19 protein-coding genes (1 of these 19 running past the window's edge) are annotated in these 22,069 nt (G+C 64.6%); 5 read left to right on the plus strand and 14 right to left on the minus strand.

Going from position 1 to position 22,069, the window contains the following annotated elements:
- Nucleotides 1-1,865, plus strand: the 3' portion of a protein-coding gene (locus RFN30_RS09460) for a M23 family metallopeptidase (protein WP_320262078.1). Its footprint begins 115 nt before the window's first position; the window shows 1,865 of its 1,980 coding nt (coding positions 116-1,980); its start codon lies beyond the left edge, outside the window; its stop codon occupies nt 1,863-1,865.
- Between the two features lie 56 nt (nt 1,866-1,921).
- On the opposite strand, the gene RFN30_RS09465 is transcribed toward RFN30_RS09460, so the two are convergent.
- Nucleotides 1,922-3,478: an MFS transporter gene (locus RFN30_RS09465; protein ID WP_320261819.1), complete on the minus strand. Its 1,557-nt coding sequence runs from the start codon at nt 3,476-3,478 to the stop codon at nt 1,922-1,924.
- 162 nt (nt 3,479-3,640) lie between these two features.
- Here RFN30_RS09465 and RFN30_RS09470 point away from each other — a divergent pair, with 162 nt between their 5' ends.
- Entirely contained in the window at nt 3,641-4,273 is a 633-nt protein-coding gene (locus RFN30_RS09470; RefSeq protein ID WP_320261820.1) for a TMEM175 family protein, read from the plus strand.
- Here RFN30_RS09470 and RFN30_RS09475 read toward each other — a convergent pair.
- From RFN30_RS09475 to RFN30_RS09520, 10 genes are all read right to left on the minus strand, one after another.
- Nucleotides 4,247-5,755 (minus strand): L,D-transpeptidase family protein, encoded by a 1,509-nt coding sequence (locus RFN30_RS09475; protein WP_320261821.1) that lies wholly within the window; start codon nt 5,753-5,755, stop codon nt 4,247-4,249. The two genes, RFN30_RS09470 and RFN30_RS09475, sit on opposite strands and share 27 nt — an antisense overlap.
- 141 nt (nt 5,756-5,896) lie before the next feature.
- Nucleotides 5,897-6,256, minus strand: a complete 360-nt coding sequence (locus tag RFN30_RS09480) for an MmcQ/YjbR family DNA-binding protein (RefSeq protein ID WP_320261822.1) — start codon at nt 6,254-6,256, stop codon at nt 5,897-5,899.
- A 176-nt stretch (nt 6,257-6,432) separates the two neighbouring features.
- A complete protein-coding gene (gene clpB / locus RFN30_RS09485) occupies nt 6,433-9,039 on the minus strand; it encodes an ATP-dependent chaperone ClpB (protein WP_320261823.1) in 2,607 nt (868 codons plus the stop codon).
- A gap of 267 nt (nt 9,040-9,306) precedes the next feature.
- Entirely contained in the window at nt 9,307-9,828 is a 522-nt protein-coding gene (locus RFN30_RS09490) for an SRPBCC family protein (protein WP_320261824.1), read from the minus strand.
- Nucleotides 9,806-10,171, minus strand: coding sequence for an ArsR/SmtB family transcription factor (locus RFN30_RS09495; RefSeq protein WP_320261825.1), 366 nt, complete (start codon nt 10,169-10,171; stop codon nt 9,806-9,808). Before RFN30_RS09495 ends, RFN30_RS09490 begins: the two co-directional genes overlap by 23 nt.
- Nucleotides 10,172-10,366: 195 nt before the next feature.
- Nucleotides 10,367-11,440: a DUF4167 domain-containing protein gene (locus RFN30_RS09500; RefSeq protein WP_320261826.1), complete on the minus strand. Its 1,074-nt coding sequence runs from the start codon at nt 11,438-11,440 to the stop codon at nt 10,367-10,369.
- A gap of 310 nt (nt 11,441-11,750) precedes the next feature.
- Nucleotides 11,751-12,620, minus strand: coding sequence for a peptide chain release factor N(5)-glutamine methyltransferase (prmC, locus tag RFN30_RS09505; RefSeq protein WP_320261827.1), 870 nt, complete (start codon nt 12,618-12,620; stop codon nt 11,751-11,753).
- Complete coding sequence (prfA, locus tag RFN30_RS09510; protein WP_320261828.1) at nt 12,613-13,692, minus strand: peptide chain release factor 1; 1,080 nt, start codon at nt 13,690-13,692, stop codon at nt 12,613-12,615. Before prfA ends, prmC begins: the two co-directional genes overlap by 8 nt.
- A gap of 9 nt (nt 13,693-13,701) precedes the next feature.
- Nucleotides 13,702-15,972 carry a phosphoenolpyruvate--protein phosphotransferase gene (gene ptsP / locus RFN30_RS09515; protein ID WP_320261829.1) on the minus strand — a complete coding sequence of 757 codons (2,271 nt, stop codon included), beginning with the start codon at nt 15,970-15,972 and terminating at the stop codon, nt 13,702-13,704.
- A gap of 83 nt (nt 15,973-16,055) precedes the next feature.
- Nucleotides 16,056-17,309, minus strand: a complete 1,254-nt coding sequence (locus tag RFN30_RS09520; protein ID WP_192257662.1) for an aspartate kinase — start codon at nt 17,307-17,309, stop codon at nt 16,056-16,058.
- Nucleotides 17,310-17,530: 221 nt separating this feature from the next.
- Between RFN30_RS09520 and RFN30_RS09525 the strand changes: the two genes are divergently transcribed.
- Both RFN30_RS09525 and ubiG read left to right on the plus strand, forming a co-directional pair.
- Complete coding sequence (locus tag RFN30_RS09525; protein WP_320261830.1) at nt 17,531-17,827, plus strand: antibiotic biosynthesis monooxygenase family protein; 297 nt, start codon at nt 17,531-17,533, stop codon at nt 17,825-17,827.
- Between the two features lie 127 nt (nt 17,828-17,954).
- Nucleotides 17,955-18,704 carry a bifunctional 2-polyprenyl-6-hydroxyphenol methylase/3-demethylubiquinol 3-O-methyltransferase UbiG gene (ubiG, locus tag RFN30_RS09530; RefSeq protein ID WP_320261831.1) on the plus strand — a complete coding sequence of 250 codons (750 nt, stop codon included), beginning with the start codon at nt 17,955-17,957 and terminating at the stop codon, nt 18,702-18,704.
- 13 nt (nt 18,705-18,717) lie between these two features.
- On the opposite strand, the gene RFN30_RS09535 is transcribed toward ubiG, so the two are convergent.
- Both RFN30_RS09535 and RFN30_RS09540 read right to left on the minus strand, forming a co-directional pair.
- A complete protein-coding gene (locus RFN30_RS09535; protein WP_320261832.1) occupies nt 18,718-19,227 on the minus strand; it encodes a flavin reductase family protein in 510 nt (169 codons plus the stop codon).
- Between the two features lie 15 nt (nt 19,228-19,242).
- Nucleotides 19,243-20,361, minus strand: a complete 1,119-nt coding sequence (locus tag RFN30_RS09540) for an LLM class flavin-dependent oxidoreductase (protein WP_430698832.1) — start codon at nt 20,359-20,361, stop codon at nt 19,243-19,245.
- Between the two features lie 117 nt (nt 20,362-20,478).
- Between RFN30_RS09540 and RFN30_RS09545 the strand changes: the two genes are divergently transcribed.
- Nucleotides 20,479-21,075, plus strand: coding sequence for a winged helix DNA-binding protein (locus RFN30_RS09545; RefSeq protein ID WP_320261834.1), 597 nt, complete (start codon nt 20,479-20,481; stop codon nt 21,073-21,075).
- Here the strand turns inward: RFN30_RS09545 and RFN30_RS09550 are convergent, their stop codons facing one another.
- Nucleotides 21,076-21,990, minus strand: a complete 915-nt coding sequence (locus tag RFN30_RS09550; protein ID WP_320261835.1) for a DMT family transporter — start codon at nt 21,988-21,990, stop codon at nt 21,076-21,078.
- Nucleotides 21,991-22,069 lie beyond the last annotated feature (79 nt).

Consider the following 22,069-nt stretch of genomic DNA (forward strand, 5'->3'; position numbering starts at 1 on the left):
CTTTTCTGACCGGCGTGACGTCGAGCGTGCTGATGGGCGTGGCCCTGTTCGCGGCGCTTGACGGGCGCCAGCAGCTGGCGACGCCGCCGGAAATCGCCGAGCTCATCAACCTTGCCAGCGGCGGCGATGATTCCGGCGAGCAGGCCAAGACGACCAGGCTGGTCGCGCCGCGCCAGATCGCCAGGGCCAAGGACCGCCGGCGCATGGAAGTGTCAATGGTCACCAAGGTCGGCGATCGCGACGTTATCCACACCATGCCCTTCGTGCAGATCAAGATGGCGCTCGCGGCCGGCCACACCACGAACCGCCCCTACCCGCCATTCGATCCGCTACAGGTCTTCGGTGACGACGGCGACGACAACGCCCAACCGGCCACTGCCGCCGCGGTTGCCGGCCAGATCTACGGCGCGAAGGTCGAAAGCGAGATGAGCCTGAAGACGGTCGATTTCCCGATCGAGACGGCATCCTTCGACGAGAAGAGCGACCTCTCCGCCGACGAAGTCGAAAAGGTCGTGCGCGAAGCCGGCAACGGCTTGAGCGACGGCGCCATCCAGGTGGCGGCGCTGCATTATGTCGATCCGCAGCGATTCGGCGATGCCTTCGCCGAGAGCATGGCCGGCTCCTACGACGTCAAGATCACGCCGGAAAACGTCTCGGTGACGACGCGAGCCACGCCGGACGACCAGGCGCCGGCCTTTGCCGAGGAAATCATCCCTTTCACGCAGGATACGGATATCGCCGAGGCTTTCGCTGATTCCGGCTACACCGGCGATGACGCGACCGGCATGGCGGAAGCGATCGGCAAGCTCTTGAACGCGACGGCGCTGAAGGCGGGAACCGTGCTGCGCGTCGGCCTCGAGGTGCGCGGCGATATCGCCAAGGTGGTCCGCACCAGCGTTTACGACCGCACCACCCATATCGTGACCATCGCGCTCGACGATCGCGGGCAGTTGGTGCCGGCGCAGGAGCCGGAGCCCAATCCCGAATTGCTGACGGCATTCGATGATTCGCCGCCGGTGGTGGTGCGCGGCAACCTGCCCAATGTCTATGACGGCATCTATCGTGCCGCCTATTCCTACGGCATGTCGAAATCGATGACGCAGAAGCTGATCAAGCTTCTTGCCTCGGACGTCGATTTCCAGTCGCGGCTTTCGCCCTCCGACCGGCTTGAGGTCCTCTTCTCGCAGCCTGACGGCGACGACCAGACTTCCGACAATTCCGAGCTTCTCTACGTTTCGGCCAACTTCGGCGGACAGATGCGGAATTTCTACCGCTTCCAGATGCAGGACGGCAGCGTCGACTATTTCGACGAGAACGGGTCGAGCGCCAAGCAGTTCCTGCTGCGCAACCCGCTGCCGAACGGCCGCTTCACCTCCGGCTTCGGTGCCCGCCGGCATCCGATTCTCGGCTATGTGCGCATGCACACGGGCACAGACTGGGCCGCTCCGATAGGATCGCCGATCATCGCCGCCGGCAATGGCGTGGTCGAAAAGGCCGGCTGGGCCGGCGGCTACGGCAAGCAGATTATCATCCGCCACGCCAACGGCTACGAGACGTCCTACAATCACCAGAGCGCTTTTGCCAAAGGCATCGAGCCGGGTGTTCACGTCCGCCAGGGCCAGGTCATCGGCTATCTCGGCCAGACCGGCCTCTCCACCGGCCCGCATCTCCACTACGAGCTGATCGTCAACGGCACCAAGGTCGATTCGATGCGTGTCCGCCTGCCGGTCGGCAAGGTGCTGAAGGGCGACGACCTCGTCGCCTTCAAGAAAGAGCGCGAGCGCATCGACGATCTGCTTAAGCAGGAAGACGGCAATTCCCTGAAGGTCGCCAGCGCCAAGACCGATTCGCAGGTTCCCAACTGAGCAATTCCAGGAAAAGTGCGTAGCGGTTTTCCGTTCCGGAATTGCGTCAAACCGCTTTAATCCTGCGAATCGCCCGTTTGCCGCGGCCAGAGCAGCGCCTGTCCAGGCACGGTGAACCAGGCGACGATCGACGACAGCAGGCAAAGCAGCGCCGTGACGGCGGCAACCGCGGCAAAAGCCGAATCGCTTGCCGCAATCCGCAATGCATCGAGATTGGCCGCGAGGGGGGACTTTGGCGGCTCGCCGAAACCGGGGATGCCGGCAGGATTGCCGGTCGATCGCGCGTAGACGAAAGCCGCGAGCGAGCCCATCGCCGCCACCGCGATCAGTCCGCCGATGCGCGAGACGGCGTTGTTGATGCCTGACGCCGCGCCCGTGTCCTTGTCCTCGACCGAGGTCATGACCGCCGTCGACAGCGGCGACACCACAAGCGCCATGCCGAGCCCCATCAAGGCCATCAGCGGAAAGGTCCCGGTCCAGAAATTATGGATGCCGGCATGGGCGAGCAGCGCCATGCCGGAAAAGGCGATGGCGACCACGAAGCTGCCGGCGGAGATCGGCAGTCGCGGGCCGATCTTGTCCGACCATTGGCCGACCGGCCCCGACAACAGCGCGATCGATGCCGACAGCGGCAGGAAGATGAAGCCGACCTCGGCCGAGCTCAGTCCCCAGCCCGCGATCAGAACCATCGGCAGGTAGAAGAGGTTCGCCGACAGCGCGAAATAGAGGAAGAAGGTCGCGAGGTTGGCGCCGGCGAAGGCGCCGATGCGAAACAGGCTGAGATCGATCATCGGCTCGCGCTGCCGGCGCTCGTAGAAGATGAAGACGAAAAGCAGGACGACGCCGGCAATGATCGCCGGCCCGGCCATCATCCCGCCGCCCTCGGCGTTCATTGCGGTGAGCCCATAAGCCAGCGCTCCGAAGGCAAGTGTGGCGAGCGCCGCGCTCCCGAGGTCGAGGCTGCGCTTTTCGGTCGGCTGGTCGGCCGGTATCTTGGCGATGAGCAGATAGATCGAAACCAGTCCGAGCGGCAGGTTGACGGCAAAGATCGCGCGCCAGACGCCGTTGCCGAAGGTCGACAAGACGAAGCCGCCCAGCACCGGCCCTAGCGCCGTCGTCAGCGCGGAAGCGGCCGCCCAGATGCCGATCGCCCGGCCGCGCTCCTTTTTTGGATAGGCCTTGGCGATGATGGCGAGGCTGCCCGGCACCATGATGGCGGCGCCGATGCCCTGGATGGCGCGGAAGCCGATCAGCACCGCCGGATCGGGCGCCAGCGCGCAGGCGAGCGAAGCGGCGATAAAAAGCGCAATGCCGGTGACGAAGGCGCGCCTGAGGCCGAATCGGTCGCCGGCGGCACCACCAGCCAGGATCAGCGCCGACAATGTCAGCGCGTAAGCGTTGGAAATCCACTGCGCCTCCGCGAGGCTGGCGCCGAGATTGACGCGCAGCGCCGGCATGGCGATCGCCAGGACAGAACCGTCGATGAAGCCGAGCGCCGAAGCCAGGATCGCCGCCACCAGCACGAACTTGCGCCGCGTCTGCGGGCAGAACGTTCCGTTCGTGCGCGTCGCGGTCGAAATCGAATCGGCAGTGGCTTCACTCGAGGAAGGCATGAAGGCCTGCATAGCTCTCTGGCGCACTCGTAACAACGAGCCAGAAGATTGCAGTTCTTGAAACCAGCTTGCACTGACCGCATGGCCAGGAAACCAGCAATCGTAATGCAAACGAGCCGTCGCGTGCTAGGTTCCGGCCGGTCATTGCCAAAGGGGGAAGTCATGAAGCGGCCGCTCGAACCGTCAGCCGAGGGGCGCGGGCGCATCGTCGGCATAACTGACGGCGTCTTTGCCATCGCGCTCACCTTGATCGTGCTGGAGATCAGGGTGCCGGCGCATGAAGCGGTGCATTCGGAGCGCGAACTGCTTGCGGCGATCCTGGCGCTCGCGCCGCGTTTCCTGACCTATGCGCTGAGCTTCCTGACGTTGACCATCTTCTGGTTCGGCCAGCAGGCGCAGCATGGCCTGATCGCGAAATCGGACCGGCGGCTCGCAACGCTCAATCTCTGCTTTCTCGCCTTCATCGCGCTGCTGCCGTTCTCCACCGACTTGCTGGCCGATTTCCTGGAGTTCCGCGTCGCGGTGCTCGTCTACTGGCTGAACCTTCTGATGCTTGGCGTGACACTTTTCGCGAGCTGGTGGTACGCCGACAGGAACGGCATGCTGGCGGATGACGTCGATGCGGAAACGAGGCGTACCGTCTATCAGCGCATCTTCAAGGCGCAGATGCTTTGGGCGATCGGCACCGCGCTTTGCCTCATCACCCCGCTGGCGAGCATCGCCTTCATCCTGCTCGTGCAGTTGATCTATGCCGCCGCGCTGCGCGGCTCATTGCTGGGCAAAATCATCGGCTGACGATCCGCCGACAAACTCCACGGTGACGCCGGGCGAGACCAGCTTGGCAAGCTCGCGAGCGTCCCAATTGGTCAGTCGCACGCAGCCATGGCTTTCGGTCTTGCCGATCTTGGACGGATCGGGCGTGCCATGGATGCCGTAGGTCGGCTTGTCCAGCGCGATCCAGACCGAGCCCACCGGACCGTTCGGCCCAGGCGGAATAGTCAGGATCTTGTCGTTCTGACCCTGCTTGAAATTGATGTTGGGGTTGTAGGTGTAGTTAGGGTCGAGCGCGATGCGCGACACGGTATGGATGCCGGTGGGCGACGGCGTGTCGGCCGAACCGATGGTGGCCGGATAGGCCGCGACCAGCTTGCCGCCGGCGTCATAGGCGAAGACTTCCTTCTTGTCCTTGTCGGCAACGATGCGGGCAACCGGCGTCGACACCAGCCTGCCGAAATTGGCGACTTTGATGATCGTGCCGGGACGGTTGAAGTCGAGCCCCTTGTTGATCGACTTCAGATAGTTCTCGTCCATATGGAAGCGCTCGGCGAGCGCCTCGGTGACGGAGGTGTAGCCCATGCGGTCGAGCTTGGCCTTCTGGCTGTAATCTTCCGGGATCGAAGCGACATAAGGCCCGGCCGCATCCTCCGGCGTGATCGTGTAGGACGCGAAGGCGTCGCCACCAGACTGCGCCAGCGCCGTCTTGATGCCGACCGCATCGGTCGATTTCAGATTGCTGCCGGTGATCTGGTTATAGGCGGCCAAGGCCTTGTCGACATTCGAGCCGAAGCGCCCGTCGATGACACCCGGCGAAGCGCCGGCGCGGTCGAACAGGACCTGCAGGTCGGCCACGTCCTGGCGCACGCCGAGCGACAGCGACGGATCGACGGTGGCCTTGCCGCCCGTGTCCGGCGGCAGCGCGGCCTGGGCGTCCGGGTTGGTCTGCAGCACGTCCCCCTGCCCAGGCTGCGGTTCGATCGACGCTTCGTTCAGCGGCTGGCGATTGATGGTGTTCGGCGCCTCCGGATAGGTGGTGGCATAACCCTCGTCATTCGGCGCCGGCGGATAGGCGTCGACGGAATTGTCGTTATAGGGGTCGTTCTCGTCGATCGGCGGCGGAATGACCCTGCCGTTCTCTTCCAACTGCTTGCGGCGGAAGCGGGCCATGTCGTCGGGATTGTCGAGATAGTAGCGGTCGTCGTCCTCGACCGGCGCGCGCCCGAGCTCCTGCATCCGCAGCTGGCGGCGCAGCGCCCGGCGGTCGAGCCTGGTCTGCGGCGGCTGGATGGCGATGACCTTGCCGGTGTCGGCGTCGACAAGAACCCGATTGCCCCTGGCATCGTAATAGATGTCAACATTGCCGTCCTGGGCGAGCAGGAGCGCGCCGTGCTGAGCGGGCCGCACCGTCTTCTGCGCGTCATCCCCGCTCGGTGCCGCGAGCGCGCCAGAAGAGACCAGCCCGGCCGCGAGTGCCGAAAGGGAAAAGATCGTGCGCAGCATGTAGGTCAGGCTCTCCGGTCGGCTCGGTCTTGCCGGGCGAATCCCTCGCCAGCAAACCAGTTACCAAAATTAAGGTTCCAACATGAACCGGGCATGAAGATGGCGGATTTCCGGCGTTTCACCATGATCCCGAACCGAATGTCAGCCTAGCCCCAGTTCGCTGCGTGCCAGTTTCGTCAGCTTCAGCACGACGAGACGGTGGCTTTCGCGCAGATAGTCCTTCAACGCCGCATCATCCATGCTCTGGCTTGTCTGGCGCTGGATCCATTTCATGCCGCGTGAGGCGAGATAGGGCGCGGGCCGGCAGCCAGGCTGCTCCTTCAGTACGTCAAAGGCCATGTCGGAACATTTGAAGGTGACGAATATCTTCCCGTCCCGGTCATGCCCGCCGATCGCGAACACTTTGCCGCCGACCTTCCAGACATGGGCGCCGCCCCACTGCACGACATGCGTCGCGGCGGGCAGCGAGGCGCAGAAGCCGTTATACTCCTCGAGCTTCATTGGAATCGGCCCCTCCGAAAACCGCGATCGAGGTCGGTTTTGCAGTAAGGGCCTATCGAAATGCAAGAGCGCGCCGCACCGGCCGGGTACGACGCGCTCCTGGTATTTTGCTTCACGCAATTCCGGACGGAAAACTGCCAAGCACTTCTCCTGGAATTGCTCCGCTCTGGCTCGAATCAGGCGGCGGCTTCGGCCGCCACCACGGTCGGCTTCGAGCGGAAGTTCAGGCGATCGGAACCGGCGGTGACCTTGACGGTCGAGCCGTCGAGGATTTCGCCGAGCAGGATCTTCTCCGCCAGCGGGTCCTGCAGTTCCTTCTGCATCACCCGCTTCAGCGGCCTGGCGCCATAGGCCGGATCGTAGCCCTTGGCCGCCAGCCACTCGATCGCATCGTGATCGAGCGACAGCGTGATCTTGCGATCGACAAGCAGGTTCTCCAGCCGCTTGAGCTGTATCTCGACGATGCGGTCCATGTCCTGCCGGCGCAGCCGGTGGAACAGGATCACCTCGTCGACGCGGTTGAGGAACTCCGGACGGAACGAGGCTCTCACCACGCCCATCACCTCGTCGCGCACGGCATCGACGTCCTGGTCGTCGCGCAGATTGACCAGATACTCGGCGCCGAGGTTCGACGTCATGATGATCAGCGTGTTGCGGAAGTCGACCGTACGGCCCTGGCCGTCGGTGAGCCGGCCGTCGTCGAGCACCTGCAGGAGCACGTTGAACACGTCCGGATGCGCCTTCTCGATCTCGTCGAACAGCACGACCTGATAGGGCCGGCGCCGCACCGCCTCGGTGAGCGCGCCACCCTCCTCATAGCCGACATAGCCGGGAGGCGCGCCGATCAGCCGGGCGACGGAGTGCTTCTCCATGAACTCCGACATGTCGATGCGCACCAAGGCGTTCTCATCGTCGAACAGGAAGGCGGCGAGCGCCTTGGTGAGCTCCGTCTTGCCGACGCCGGTCGGGCCAAGGAACATGAACGAGCCGATCGGCCGGTTCGGATCCTGCAGGCCCGCGCGGGCGCGCCGCACGGCCTTGGACACCGCCTGCACCGCCTCGCCCTGTCCGACGACGCGCTTGCCGATCTCGTCTTCCATGCGCAAGAGCTTCTCGCGCTGTCCTTCCAGCATCTTGTCGACAGGAATGCCGGTCCAGCGCGACACGACATGGGCGACGTGGTCGGGCGTGACCACCTCTTCCACCATGCCGGCCTTGCCGTCCTGGGCTTCGGCTTCCTTGAGCTTCTTCTCCAGCTCCGGGATCTTGCCATAGGCAAGCTCGCCGGCGCGCTGGAACTCGCCCTTGCGCTGGGCAATCGCCAGCTCGTTGCGCATCTCGTCGAGCTGCTTCTTCAGGTCGGCGGCAAGGCCAAGCTTCTGCTTTTCGGCCTGCCACTTGGCCGTCAGCTCGGTCGACTGCTCCTCGAGGTCGGCCAGCTCCTTCTCCAGCTTTGCCAGCCGGTCCTTCGAGGCGTCGTCCTTCTCGACCTTCAGCGCCTCGCGCTCGATCTTGAGCTGCATGATGCGCCGGTCGATCTCGTCCAGCGCCTCGGGCTTGGAATCGACCTGCATCCTCAGCCGCGACGCGGCCTCGTCGACCAGGTCGATCGCCTTGTCCGGCAGGAAGCGATCGGCGATGTAGCGGTTGGAAAGCGTCGCTGCCGACACCAGCGCCGAATCGGAGATGCGCACCTTGTGATGCTGCTCGTATTTCTCCTTCAGGCCGCGCAGGATCGAGACGGTGTCCTCGACCGTCGGCTCGTCGACGAAGACGGGCTGGAAGCGGCGGGCGAGCGCGGCGTCCTTCTCGACATGCTTGCGGTATTCGTCGAGCGTGGTCGCGCCGACGCAGTGCAATTCGCCGCGCGCCAGCGCCGGCTTCAGAAGGTTCGATGCGTCCATCGCGCCGTCGGCCTTACCGGCACCGACCAGCGTGTGCATCTCGTCGATGAACAGGATGATGTTGCCGTTGGCCGAGGTGACCTCATTGAGCACGGCCTTCAGCCGCTCCTCGAACTCGCCGCGATACTTGGCGCCGGCAATCAGCGCGCCCATGTCGAGCGCCATCAGCTGCTTGTCCTTCAGCGATTCCGGTACGTCGCCATTGACGATGCGCAGCGCCAGGCCTTCGGCGATCGCCGTCTTGCCGACGCCGGGCTCGCCGATCAGCACGGGATTGTTCTTGGTGCGCCGCGACAGCACCTGGATGGTGCGGCGGATCTCGTCGTCGCGGCCGATGACCGGATCGAGCTTGCCGGCGCGAGCGTCGGCGGTGAGGTCCCGCGCGTATTTCTTCAGCGCGTCATAGCCCTGCTCGGCATTGGCCGAATCGGCCGTGCGGCCCTTGCGGACGTCGTTGATGACCTGGTTCAGCGCCTGCGCGGTGACGCCGGCCTTGGCCAGGATATCGGCGGTCTTGGCCGACTTCTCCATGGCGAGCGCCTGCAGCAGCCGCTCGACGGTGACGAAGCTGTCGCCGGCCTTCTTGGCCAGTTCCTCGGCGGTCGAGAACACCTTGGCGAGCGGCTGAGCAAGGTAGAGCTGGCCGTTACCGCCTTCGACCTTGGGCATTGCCTCGAGCGCCGCCTCGACGCCGAGCTTGACGTCGCGGATACGGCCGCCGGCGCGCTCGATCAAGGACGCGGCAAGGCCCTCGTCGTCGTCGACGAGCACCTTGAGCATATGTTCGGGGGTGAATTGCTGGTGGTTGCGCGAGAGCGCCATGGTCTGCGCGGACTGGATGAAACCGCGCACGCGCTCGGAGTATTTCTCAATATTCATATGTGTCTCCTTCCATCACCGGCCCGCTTTGCGGCACCGGATCAGATTGCGGTGACGGACCCGCTCATTCGAGCCGGGCCCTGTTCAGCCGAGATATGGTGTATGGGCCCAGGCCTCTCAAGACGCATTGATGTCGGTCAACGCAGAATATTCTAATGCATGTCGCCCAAAGCGCGCAGCGGTTTTGGGCGAACGACATGGGTCAAAACAAAGGCTTGAAGCCGTGCGGCTGAATCCGTTTCTGCGTGACGCGCGAGATCGACGGCTTTATGAGCTTCCCACGCTCGGGCCCAGCGTGACGAGAAGCTCGTCCAGTTGCTCGAACGTCTCGCCCATCGCATCCGCCGCTCCGGTGCCGGCAGCGTCGAGAGCTTCCTTCGAGGTATAGAGCTCGTGCAGGACCAGCAGCGTCTTGCCGTCTTTTTCCTCGAAGGTCACCGTCGTGACGGGTCCACCGTCACCACCTTCGTCATTGGTCCAGACGAGGCGCGAGTGCGGCGTCACTTCGATGTACCTACCGAAGAACTCGTCAGGGTTTGAGGCATCGTGACCGAACACCAAACGGTACCTGCCCCCGACACGAACATCCATCTCGCAGGAACGCAGGAACATGCCCATCGACTTCGGCGCCCACCACTGCTTGAACAGCTCAGGCTTGGTCCACGCCTCGAACACGATGCGCGCCGGAGCGTTGAAGGTTCGCGTGACGACGAGCTCACGGTCGGACTTCCGTTCCACAGTCAAGCGGTTCTTCGTCGGTGTGGCCTCACTCTCTCTTCTTGCGTCCATCGACCTTCTCCTTTCGTTTCAGTTCCTCGACTACCTTGTCCAACTCGTCGAAGCGTGCGTCCCAGAGCTGGCGGTACCTCTCGATCCATACCGCCTCTTCCTCCAGCCCGCTTAGGCCGAGCTTGCAGGTCCGCACGCGCCCGACCTTCTGCGTGGCGACGAGCCCCGCTTGCTCCAAGACACCGACGTGCTTCTTCATGCCCGTGAGGGTCATGTGGAACTTTTCGGCTAGCTCCGTGATCGAAGCGTCTCCACGTCCGAGCTGCTCCAGAACGCCGCGTCGGGTGGCGTCCGAGAGCGCGGCGAATGAGGCATCGAGGCGGGTTTTCGTATACTGAACCATATGGTTCAGTATATAACGCACGGATTGCCGGCATGCAAGGGGGAGACCTGGCGCGCTGCGGTGCCGGCCGCCTTCCCCAGACCGACCCGTCGCCGCTTTGACTCTCACGATGAATCTCAACACGCCCTGGGCACGCACAACGAAAAACGGCGGAGATTTCTCTCCGCCGTTCGAATGCCTGAAAATGGACCTGGATCAGTTATTTGCGTCGGCGACAGCCGATTCGCTGATGCCGCTTGCCGGCTCGCCGGCGCCATTCTCGCTCGGCGCTGCATTTACCTCTTTGGCGGCAGTTGCGACCGCGTCGCTGCCGCTGTCCGCGGCGTTGCCCTCATCGGCGGGGCTGACCGCCCGGCCGGCATTTCCTTCATCGGCATTGGTCCGCTCGGCGCTATAGCCCTGCTCGGCATTGCCGCGACCACGGCGCGGACGTCTCTGCCGACGTCCGCCGCCATTGTCCGCGCCGGCTTCGTTGCGCTCGGCCTGGGCGGCAAGGGCCGCCGGCGAGAAACTGTCGAACAGCGGAGCCTGCTCGGCCAAGTCTTCGGCGGAGCCCTCAGGCTGCGCCTGTACCTCGTTGCGGCGATTCTGGTCGAACGGCTGGCCACCATGTTCGCCGCGCTGGCCTTCGCCGCGTTGGCCCTCACCGCGCTGGCCCCCGTCACGTTGGCCCCCGTCACGCTGGCCCCCGTCACGCTGGCCCCCGTCACGCTGGCCATTGTCGCCGCGCTGGCCATTCTGGCCGTACTGGCCATAGGCGCCATTGCGGCGGTCGCGATGCCTGTCACGACCATCGCGCCGGTTGTTGTCGCGGCCGTTTTCCTGGTTGAAGCCGAGCTCGGCCGGCGTGCCTTCGATCACCGGCTGCGGCCCGGAACCGTTCGCCGCGGCCTGCGACTCGCCGGCATTGGCATTGCCGGCGGTGTCGAACTCGTCGCGATCCTCGTCGACATCGTCGTCGAAATCGTCGCGGTTCTGCTGGGCGTTCTGGATCGGCATCTGCGCCTGCGCGGCCGCGATGATGCGATTGTAGTGTTCAGCGTGCTGGAGGTAGTTCTCTGCCATCACCCGGTCGCCGGAGCTTTGCGCGTCACGGGCGAGTGCGGCGTATTTTTCGGCGATCTGCTGAGCCGATCCGCGGATCTTCACGTCCGGGCCGTTGCTCTCGTAGTTGCGCGTCAGGGGATTGGGTCCCTTGCGGTTGTTGTTGCCACCGCCGCCATTATTGTTGCGACCGCGCATACGCCTGTTCTGCTGTTGTGGCCTCATTCGACTCTCTTCATGTGAATTTTCTAAAACTCTTCGCGAACGGTGGCGCTCATGCAGCCAACCGTTTCGTTTTTTCACCGGCGTTCGCCCGCATCAATTGCGTTGGCGCCACGTGCCATCCTGTTCCGGTTACATCACTTGCCGGACGATTCCCGCACGAAGCATGGGCGTCGTTTGCGCAAGGAGGCAGCTATTTCCAAGGAAAACCGAATCGCTAAGAGCACTGCCTGCTTCGTCTCATCCGGTCAAGCCGGAACCTAGCTGCATTCCCTAATGTTGCCAAGCGTTTTTTCGCACTGCATTAGGGGTTTCAACGCTCGAACACCAGAACCCTGTCGTTTCCGCCGAGATCACGCTGCGCCTCCGCCAGCCTGTAGCCGGCTGCCGCGAAGATCGCGGTGACCTCGCTTTGCTGCGTGTGGCCGATCTCGACCGCTACCTTGCCCTGTGCTTCCAGAAACCCTTCCGCCTCTCCGGCGATGATCCTGTAGGGGACCAGACCGTCCACGCCGCCATTGAGGGCCTGGCGTGGGTCGAAATCGCGGACCTCGTCCTGCAGATTTCCAATGTCTCGACTGGGTATATAGGGTGGGTTCGCGGCAATTACATGGTACCGGCCCAAAACTTTTTCGAACCAGTTGGAATGCAAGGCCTTGAAGCGCCCGCTGAGCCCCAGATCCCCGGCGTTTTGCGTGGCGGTCGCCAGCGCGCCGGGCGAAATGTCGACGCCGGTCGCGGTCGCGGCCGGAACGGCGCTGAGCAGCGCCAGCGCGATGGCGCCGGTTCCGGTGCCGAGATCGAGGATACGGCATTCGCCGAGCCTTTCGGCCGTCGCCCTGGCGAAGGGCAGGATCGCGTCGACCAGCGTCTCGGTGTCCGGGCGCGGCTCCAGCGTATCCGGCGACAGCGACAGCCGCAGCCCATAGAATTCGCGGTAGCCGAGGATGCGATGCACCGGCTCGCCTGCGACGCGACGTCTCAGGGCTGCCTCGATTGCCGCAAGCGCCGTAGAATCCACCGTTCGGCCCGGCTCCGTGATGGCCTGGATGCGCGTGGTTTCGGAGAAATGCTCGACGATCAGCCTGGAATCGAGCGTCGGATCGGCAATGCCGGCGGCAGCGAGCCGCGCCTTCGCAGCGCGCAGCAGCGGCCCGAGCGCGGCGGGCAAAGGATCAGCCATCAATGCCCATGTCGGCGAGCAGCTTCGACTGGTGGTCGGCGATCAGCGCGTCGATCACCTCGTCGAGCTCGCCCATCATCACCCGGTCGAGCTTGTAAAGGGTGAGGTTGATCCGGTGGTCGGTGACGCGCCCCTGCGGGAAATTATAGGTGCGGATGCGTTCCGACCGGTCGCCGGAGCCGACCTGCGATTTTCGCGAAGACGAGCGCTCTTCATCCGCGCGGCTGCGCTCCAGATCATAGAGCCGCGCGCGTAAAATCTGCATGGCACGCGCCCGGTTCTGGTGCTGCGACTTTTCCGCCTGGACCACCATGATGCCGGTCGGCAGGTGGGTGATGCGCACCGCCGAATCGGTGGTGTTGACGTGCTGGCCGCCGGAGCCAGAGGCGCGCATCGTATCGATGCGGATGTCCTCGGGCCGGATATCGATATCGACCTCCTCGGCCTCGGGCAGCACGGCCACCGTCGCCGCCGAGGTGTGGATGCGCCCGCCGGCCTCGGTTTCCGGCACGCGCTGCACACGGTGCACGCCGGATTCGAATTTCAGATGCGCGAACACGCCCTTGCCCGACACCGAAGCGATGATTTCCTTGTAGCCGCCGACCTCGCCTTCGCTGGCCGAAACGACCTCGAAACGCCAGCCGCGCGAGGCGGCGTAGCGCTCATACATGCGAAACAGATCGCCGGCGAACAAGGCCGCCTCGTCGCCGCCGGTGCCGGCGCGGATTTCGAGGATGGCGTTCCTGTCGTCGGCCGCATCCTTGGGCAGGAGCAGGATCTGGATGTCCTTCTGCAGTGCCTCGATCCGCTCCTCGACCTCCGGCAGGTCGGCCTCGGCCAGCGCCCGCATCTCGGCATCGGTCGCCTTGTCGGCGAGCATCGCCTCAAGGTCGGCCTGTTCCTGCTCGGCGGCGCGCAACGCCCGGATCTTGCCGACCATCTCCTGGATGTCGGCATATTCCGAGGCCATTTTGACATAGGCATCGGCGGCGGGTCCGGCCGACATCTGCGCTTCGAGCATGTCGAAACGCTTGACGACTTGATCCATACGGTCGCGGGGCAGGTTGATCATGGCAGAATGCTATAGCGGAATGGAGCGATCGTCGGCAAAGGCTTGCAGCAGCGCCCGCATCGGCGTCCCCTGGGCGGGCGCCATCAGATTGTCCTTGAAGAAGGCTTCCAGCTCCTGCAGCGGCAGCTCGGTCAGCATCGCCTTGACCGGGCCGATCGAGGCCGGCGACATCGAGATCGAGCGGAAGCCGAGTCCGATCAGTGCCATGGCCGAGATCGGCTTGCCGGCCAGCTCGCCGCAGAGCGTCACCGGTGTATGGTTGCGCGCGCCGGCATCGGCGATCTGCTTCAGCACGCGCAGGAACGGCGCCGACAGCGTGTCGAAACGGTCGGCAAGCTGCGTGTTGCCGCGGTCGACCGCCATGATGAACTGGAAGAGGTCGTTGGAGCCGACCGAAACGAAATCGACCGCCTTCATCAGCTCGTCGAGCTGGAACAATAGCGACGGCACCTCCAGCATCGCCCCGAGCTTGAGGCTCGTCGGCAGATGATGCGCAAAGCGCGACAGGTGCCGGACTTCGCGGTCGATGATCTCGCGCGCCTGCGCGATTTCCGAGAGCTCCGTCACCATCGGCAGCATCAGCTTCAGCTCGCGCCCGCCGCAGGCCTTGAGCAGCGCGCGGATCTGGGTCCTGAGCAGGCCGGGACGGTCGAGGGTGAGCCGGATCGCCCGCCAGCCGAGCGCCGGGTTCTCCTCCTGCAGCGCGCCCTTGAAATAGGGCAGCACCTTGTCACCGCCGATGTCGATGGTGCGGAAGGTGACCGGCTTGCCGCGCGCGGCGTCGAGCACGTCGCGGTAGAGCCGTTCCTGCGCCTCGGCGCGCGGGAAGGTCGAGGCGACCATGAACTGCAATTCGGTGCGGAACAGACCGATGCCGGCCGCACCCGATTCTGAAAGTTGCGGCAAGTCGACCGCCAGGCCCGCATTCATCAGAAGATCGACCGGAACGCCGTCCTTGGTCAGCGACGGCTTCTTGCGCAGTTCCCGGTAGACCTCCTGCCGCCGCGCCCGGAAGCGGACCTTTTCGGCGTAGGCGGCCTCGAGATCGGACTGGGGCCTGAGGTGGATGGTGCCTTCCTCGCCGTCGACGATGATGGCGTCGCCGTTTTCCGCCATGGAGACGGCGCCCTTGACCTGTCCGGCGACCGGAATGCCCATGGCGCGCGCGACGATGACGACATGGCTGGTCGCAGCGCCGTCCTCCAGCACCAGGCCGCGCAGCTTATCCCGCGGGTAGTCTAGCAATTCGGCGGCGCCCATAGAGCGGGCGACGATGATGGCGTCCTTGGGCAGCGAGGCCGCGACATCCTCCGGTCCGCGCCCCATCAGCTGGCGCAAGAGCCGGTTGGCGAGATCGTCGAAATCGCTCATCCGCTCGCGCAGATAAGGGTCCGTCATGTGCAGCATGCGCGCGCGCATGTCGCTCTGCACCTTTTCTACCGCCGCTTCCGCCGTCAGGCCGTTGCGAATCGCCTCTTCCAGCCGGCGCACCCAGCCGCGGTCGTTGGCGAACATCCGGTAGGCCTCGAGCACCTCGCGATGCTCGCCCTCGAAGGCGACGTCGCGGCGCTCCAGCATGTCGTCGATCGACAGCCTCAGCGACCCGAGCGAGCGGTCGAGGCGGCGCACCTCCTCCTCGCTGTCCTCGTTGAACAGGTTGGTGACGACGATGCGCGGCTCGTGCAGCACGACATGGCCGAGCCCTACGCCATCATTGAAGGAAAGGCCGGTGAAGCTTGCCGGGCGGCTGAGGTCGAGCTCGAGCCCGGGACGGGTGAGGCGGGCGAGATCGCCGGTGGCGATCATCTCGGCGATCACCATCGCCGTCGTTTCCAGCGCCTCTATCTCGTCTTCGCGATATTGGCGCATCGTCTTGTTCTGCACCACCAGGACGCCCAGCGTGCGCCCTGCCCGCAGCACCGGCACGCCGAGGAAGGAATGGTAGATCTCTTCGCCGGTCTCCGGCAGATACTGGAAGGCCGGGTGTTCCTGCGCGTTAGAGAGATTGAGCGGCCGCGCGCTGGCGGCGATCGTGCCAACCAGGCCCTGGCCGAGCCTCAGTTGCGCGAGGTGGACGGCCTTGGGGTTGAGACCCTCGGTGGCGTAGAGCTCGAGCACCGAATCGGCGCGCAGCACATAGAGCGAGCAGACCTCGGCGACCATGTTGGAGGCGATGTCGCGCACGATGCGGTCGAGCCGCTCCTGCGGCTCCAGCGGCTCCTGCATGAGCTCGCGGAGCCGTTTCAGCAGAACGCGCGGGCCGCCGGCCATGTCACGCATCGCGGCTTGTTCTCCAATGGGCACGTTGCCCGCCGCAGTTTCTCCCGCGGCCGGCGCTCACGCAACAACTGACTCAGTTCTTGCTATTGCTTATCGAGCCCGTACACGGAATGCAAAGTACGAACTGCAAGTTCCGTATAGGGACCGTCGATCAGTATCGAGATTTTGATCTCGGACGTCGTGATCGCCCGGATATTGATCGCCTTGTCGGCCAGCGCCTTGAAGGCGGTGGCGGCGACGCCCGCATGGCTGCGCATGCCGATGCCGATGACCGAGACCTTCGACATGCCGGCTTCAGACTGCACGACGTCGTAGCCGACATCGGCCTTCAGCCGCTCGAGCACGGCCAGCGCCTTGTCGACGTCGCCCGACGGTACCGTGAAGGTCATGTCGGTGAACTTGCCGTCCTCGGAGATGTTCTGGACGATCATGTCGACATTGATGTTGGCCTCGGCCAGCGGGCCGAAGATGCCGGCGGCGACGCCTGGGCGGTCGCCGACGCGGCGCAGCGAAATCTGCGCTTCGTCCTTGGCGTAGGCAATTCCGGTGACGACCTGCTGTTCCACGATCTCTTCCTCGTCGCAAATAAGCGTTCCGGGCGGATTGAGCAAATCCCCCATTCCGGGCGCGTCGGGATCGTCGAAGGACGACCGCACAAAGGTACGCACCCTGTGCACCATGGCAAGCTCGACCGACCGCACCTGCAGCACCTTGGCGCCGAGCGAGGCCATTTCGAGCATTTCCTCGAATGAAATCTTGGCCAGCCGCCGCGCTTTCGGCTCGATGCGCGGGTCGGTCGTGTAGACGCCGTCGACATCGGTATAGATGTCGCAGCGGTCGGCCTTGACCGCCGCGGCGATCGCCACCGCGCTCGTGTCGGAGCCGCCACGGCCGAGCGTGGCGATGCGATTGTCCGGTCCGATGCCCTGGAAACCGGCGATGACCGCCACCTGGCCCTCGCCGAAGCGCTTGATCAGGAACGCGCCGTCGATGTCGAGGATGCGCGCCGCGCCATGGGCGTTGTCGGTCTTGATCGGGATCTGCCAGCCCTGCCAGGACCGGGCGTGGACGCCCATGTTCTGCAGGGTGATCGCCAACAGCCCGGCCGTAACCTGCTCGCCGGAAGCGACGACGGCGTCATATTCGCGCGCGTCGTGCATCGGCGAGGCCTCGCGCGTCCAGGCGACCAGCTCGTTGGTCTTGCCGGCCATGGCCGAAACCACCACCGCGACGTCATGGCCGGCATCGACCTCGCGTTTGACATGGCGCGCCACATTGCGGATGCGGGCGATGTCGGCGACCGAGGTTCCGCCGAATTTCATCACGATACGCGCCATGGGAGCGAGATGCCTTTGACTGAAGCCGGCTCAGGGCCGGAACGGAAACATGCGCCCGGCAAGGCCGAGCCGCGGAAATGCGCGGCCTCCTTAGCCAAAACATCAAAGCTTCGCAAGCGATGGCGGGATAAGAGGGCGCTGGCCGGGCGTGAGGTCTCCTGACAGATTCCTGCGACCCTCATGCGATAAGATCTAGGAAAACGCACCCTGTGGAGGAATTCATGACCGAGACGCTGGAAATCGTGACCTTCCGCCTCAAGCCGAATGCTGCGGGCGATTTTGTCGCCCGAAATGGCGTCGTCACCGACTGGCTCGCGCGCCAGCCCGGCTTTCTCAGCCGCCATCTCGGCGAACGCGAGGATGGAAGCTGGGTCGATGTCGTGCGCTGGCAAAGCCTCGAACAGGCCCAGGCGGCGGCGCAGCGCATCATGGCCGAGATCGGCGATTGCGAGGCGATGCGGGCGATCGAGCCGGCTAGTGTCGCCATGAGCCATGCGGAGGTTGCGCTGTCGCGTTAGGCAAGATTGCCTCCCGAAGCGCGGCCCAATCATGGCAGCAGCAGAAAAAACCTGCCTTGACTTTCTTCGCCGTGGACCCGACTTCCTAGCGTTCCCCGACTTCCCAGCGTTCGAGGAGACCCGCTTTATGCCTGAGCCCCGCCGATCGACCATCGATGCCGGAGAAGTCGAGCGCTTTTCCGCCCTTGCCGCCGAATGGTGGAACCCGAACGGCAAGTTCCGGCCGCTGCACAAGTTCAACCCTGTGCGGCTTGCCTATATTCGCGACCAGGTGGCGGCGCGCTTCGGCCGCGATCCGCGCGCGGCCAGGCCGTTCGAGGGCCTGCGCTTCCTCGACATCGGCTGCGGCGGCGGGCTTTTGTGCGAACCGATGGCGCGGCTTGGCGCCGAGGTGGTCGGCGCCGATGCCTCGGCCACCAACATCGAGGTCGCCAAGCTGCATGCGGCGGAGGCCGGCGTCAGCGTCGACTATCGCGCCACCACGGCCGAGGCGCTCGCCGACGCCGGCGAGACATTCGACGTCATCCTCAACATGGAGGTGGTCGAGCATGTCGCCGATGTCGATCTGTTCGTCGCCAAATGCAGTGAGATGGTCCGGCCCGGCGGCATCATGTTCGTCGCCACCATCAACCGCACGCTGAAGGCGCTGGGCCTCGCCATCATCGGCGCAGAATACGTGCTGCGCTGGCTGCCGCGCGGCACCCACCAGTTCGGCAAGCTGGTGCGGCCCGAAGAGCTGGCAAAGGCGCTCGGCGCGGCGGGGCTGACGGTCATCGACCGCACCGGCGTCATCTATCATCCGCTGGCCGACCGCTGGCAAAAGTCCAGGGACATGGACGTCAACTACATGGTGCTGGCCGAAAAAGCCTCGGTCTGATCTCGACCGGCCCTCAGGCTTCCAACGGCCGGTACCCGCCGCGCCAGTAGATCAATGCCTGGCCGGCATCCTTGGTCTTCACCGCCTCGACGGTTCCGATGACGACCGAGTGCGTGCCGCGATCGATCATCTCGTCCAGGCTGCAGTCGAAGGCCGCCACCGCATCGGTAAGCAATAACGCGCCCGTTTTCAGCGTCGTCCATTCGGCGCCCTCATAGCGGTCCTTGCCCTTGATGCCGCCGAAGCCCGAAAAGCGCTCGGCCACGCGCTGGTGCTGGGGACCGAGCGAATTGACGCCGAAATGTCGGTAGCGCTCGATGATCGGCCAGGTGGATGAGGAGCGGTTGACGCAGGCGATCACCTTCGGCGGCTCCGCGGACAGCGACACGACGGAGATGACGACGAGGCCGGAGCGGTCGTCGCCGACGCCTGCGGTGATCACGCTGACATTGCCGACGATGAGTCGCATCGCGGCGCGGAAATCCGCTACGCTGACGGGTCCCTCTGACGCGGGTTTGGACATTGCGTCCTCCTGATCCTAAGCCGCCGACTGCATCGCGGCCGGCGCGATGCGGATGCCCCTCTGCTCGAGGATAGGCAGCACCGTATCGCGGAAATAGGGGAATTCCTCGACATAGTCGACGAAGGACAGGGTCGAGCCGCGGAAGCCGGCCGCGTGCAGGGCGGTGATGCCGTCGGCCACCTGCTCCGGCGTGCCGGTAAGCGGGAAACCGCCGTGGCCTGCCGCCATGCGATCGCGGATGAGCGCCAGAAGATCATGCGGGAAAGATTGCGCATGCGCGAACTGCAGCCGCACCAGATTGTCGACCGCCGCCCAATCGGCGTTGGTCCGACCGAAATGCTCGAGATAGTCCCTGGCTTCCTTTTCCGTCGGCCGGCAGACGACATGGGCGAAGGTCAGCACATCGACATTCCTGCCGGCCGCATTGGCCTGCTCTTTCAGCGCCGCGATCTCATCCTTCGAGCGCGAGAGATCGATCGCCGGCGTGAACAGGAAATCGGCATTGCGGACGGCGAATTTCCGGCCCTCGTCGGAGCCGGCCGCATTGAGGATCGGCAACGGCGCCGACGGGCGCGGGTCGCCGAGCACGTTCCTGAGCTTGAACCAGGTGCCGTCCCAGTCGAAAGCCTCCATGCGGCTCCACAGCGCCCTGACGATGTCGAACCATTCCTGCGCATAGCCGTAACGGGCGGTGTGATCGTCGGGCAGCGTCAGACCGAGCGCCTCATATTCCGGCTTGTTCCAGCCGGCGACGATGTTGAGGCCGATGCGGCCGCCGCTGATCTGGTCGATGGTCGCCAATTGCTTGGCGACGACGACCGGATGGTTCGCCGCCGTATGGGTGGTGGCGAACACCGTGATGTTTTGGGTGAGCGCCAGGAGCCCGGCGGCCCAGGTGATGGTTTCCAGCACGTTGCCGTGGAAGTTGGTCTCGCCGCCGTAGCCGATCCAGCGCGCGATCGGCAGCATGAAGTCGATGCCGGCCTCGTCGAGCAGACGTGCGAGGCGCAGATTGTTGTCCCAGGAATTGGCCCAGCGTTCGGGGACCTTGGTGACGGTCATGCCGCCGGAACAGTTGGACGCGAACGTGCCGAGAAAGAAAGGCTGCGTGTCAGGCGCGGACTTGTCGAGCATGCCCATAACGATGTTCTCCTCATATTTTTGATTATATTTTATGATAAAAAGTCTATCATAAATTCATGTGGACGCAATCGCCTCGGTCGGCGCATGCTGTCGGCGAGGGACAGGCGGATGAACGATCGGCGCAAATCTCTGGAAACACAGGAAGAACTGCTCGACCGCGGCTGGCATCTGGCGCGAACGCCGCTGGAGATCGACGTCACCGAGGTCGAATACGCGCTGATGCGTTCCTACGAGGCCTTCGGCCACTGGCAGGCCGAATGCCTCGCCACGGTGATCGAATTTTCAGCCAGCGGACCGGAGAACGCGCTGCTCCACATCATCAGGATGAACGACCGGCCGAAAAGCGTCCGCGACCTCGCCCAGATGACCAACCGCGACGACATCCCGAACATCCAGTACAGCCTGCGCAAGCTCTTGAAGGGAGGGCTGATCACGCGTACCGGTAGCGGTAGATCCGGCGTCACCTATGAAGTGACGCCGCTCGGCCATCGGGTAACCGAGCGCTATGCCGACATCCGCTCGGTCCTGCTTATCGAGGCGGTGAAGCGCATCCCGGAAATGGCCGACAAGCTCGAGGATGTCGCGCGCACGCTGGAGCTGATGACCGGCATCTACGAGCAGGCGGCGCGCGCCGCCGCCACCCATCGCCGCCGCCACCCGCGGCCTGAACCCGGCGGCAGCGAAGACAAAAGTGGCGGGGACTAACTAGGCCGCCTGGCTTTGCATCTTGATGCTCGGCAGGCTCTGCGCCTTGGTGGTGATGAACACGCCGGCGGTGATGATGGCCGCACCCAGCCAGGTCAGCAACTGATAGTGCTCGCCGAGGAAGATCGTGCCGGCAAAAAGCCCGACGGCCGCCGCCACATAGCCGATCTGGCTGAGATAGACCGGGCCGCCGACCGCTTGCAGCCTGAAGAAGAAGGCAAACATCGCCGAAGCCGACGCTACCTGTCCGGCGACCACCAGCGGCACGCCGCCGAGTGGCGCAAACGCTTGCCAGCCGAACAGCGTCAGGATGCCGAGGAGAAGCAGGGTCGCCGACGCCAGATGACTGCCGACGGCGAGCTCGATCGGGCCCGTATCTTCGGGCCAGTCGACGGTGCGGTAGATGTTGCCGGCGGCGAGGCTGACCGGGATGAGCAGGCCGATCGCCACCCAGAAATAATCGGCCGGCTGGCCGGCCTCGCCGCGCGTGAGCGCGACCATCACCGCGCCGATAAAACCGACGGCAATGCCGATGACGCCGAGCAGGTTGGGGCGCCGCACACCGAGCAGGATCGAGAACACCAGCGTGATGACCGGCGACAGCGTGAACATGATGCCGGTGTAGCCGGCGCCGAGATGCGGAATGGCCGAGAACATCAAGAGATTGGGAAAGGCATAGGACACGGCCGCGGTGACGAAGAAATAGCGCAGCTTGTGCGCCGTCAGCCGGACGCGCTGGCCAAGCAGCAGAAGCGCGATCAACAACACGCCGCCGGCGCCGAGCGAGATGACGAAGGCCCAGACCATGGCCGGCACGCCGGCGGCGGTCGCAAGCTTGCCGAAGGGCAGCGTCATGCCGAGCAATCCGCCGGTGACGATCAGAAGGCCGAGTGCCGAGTCCCAGAGAAATTTCATCAGCGTGATCCTGTCGCCGCGCGGCCGAGCTTGGCGGCTGCTCCAACTTGAGATAACATAGAGAAAAGATTCTTAACGT

Origin of the sequence: Mesorhizobium dulcispinae (assembly GCF_033977345.1) — a bacterium.
Taxonomy (GTDB): domain Bacteria; phylum Pseudomonadota; class Alphaproteobacteria; order Rhizobiales; family Rhizobiaceae; genus Mesorhizobium; species Mesorhizobium dulcispinae.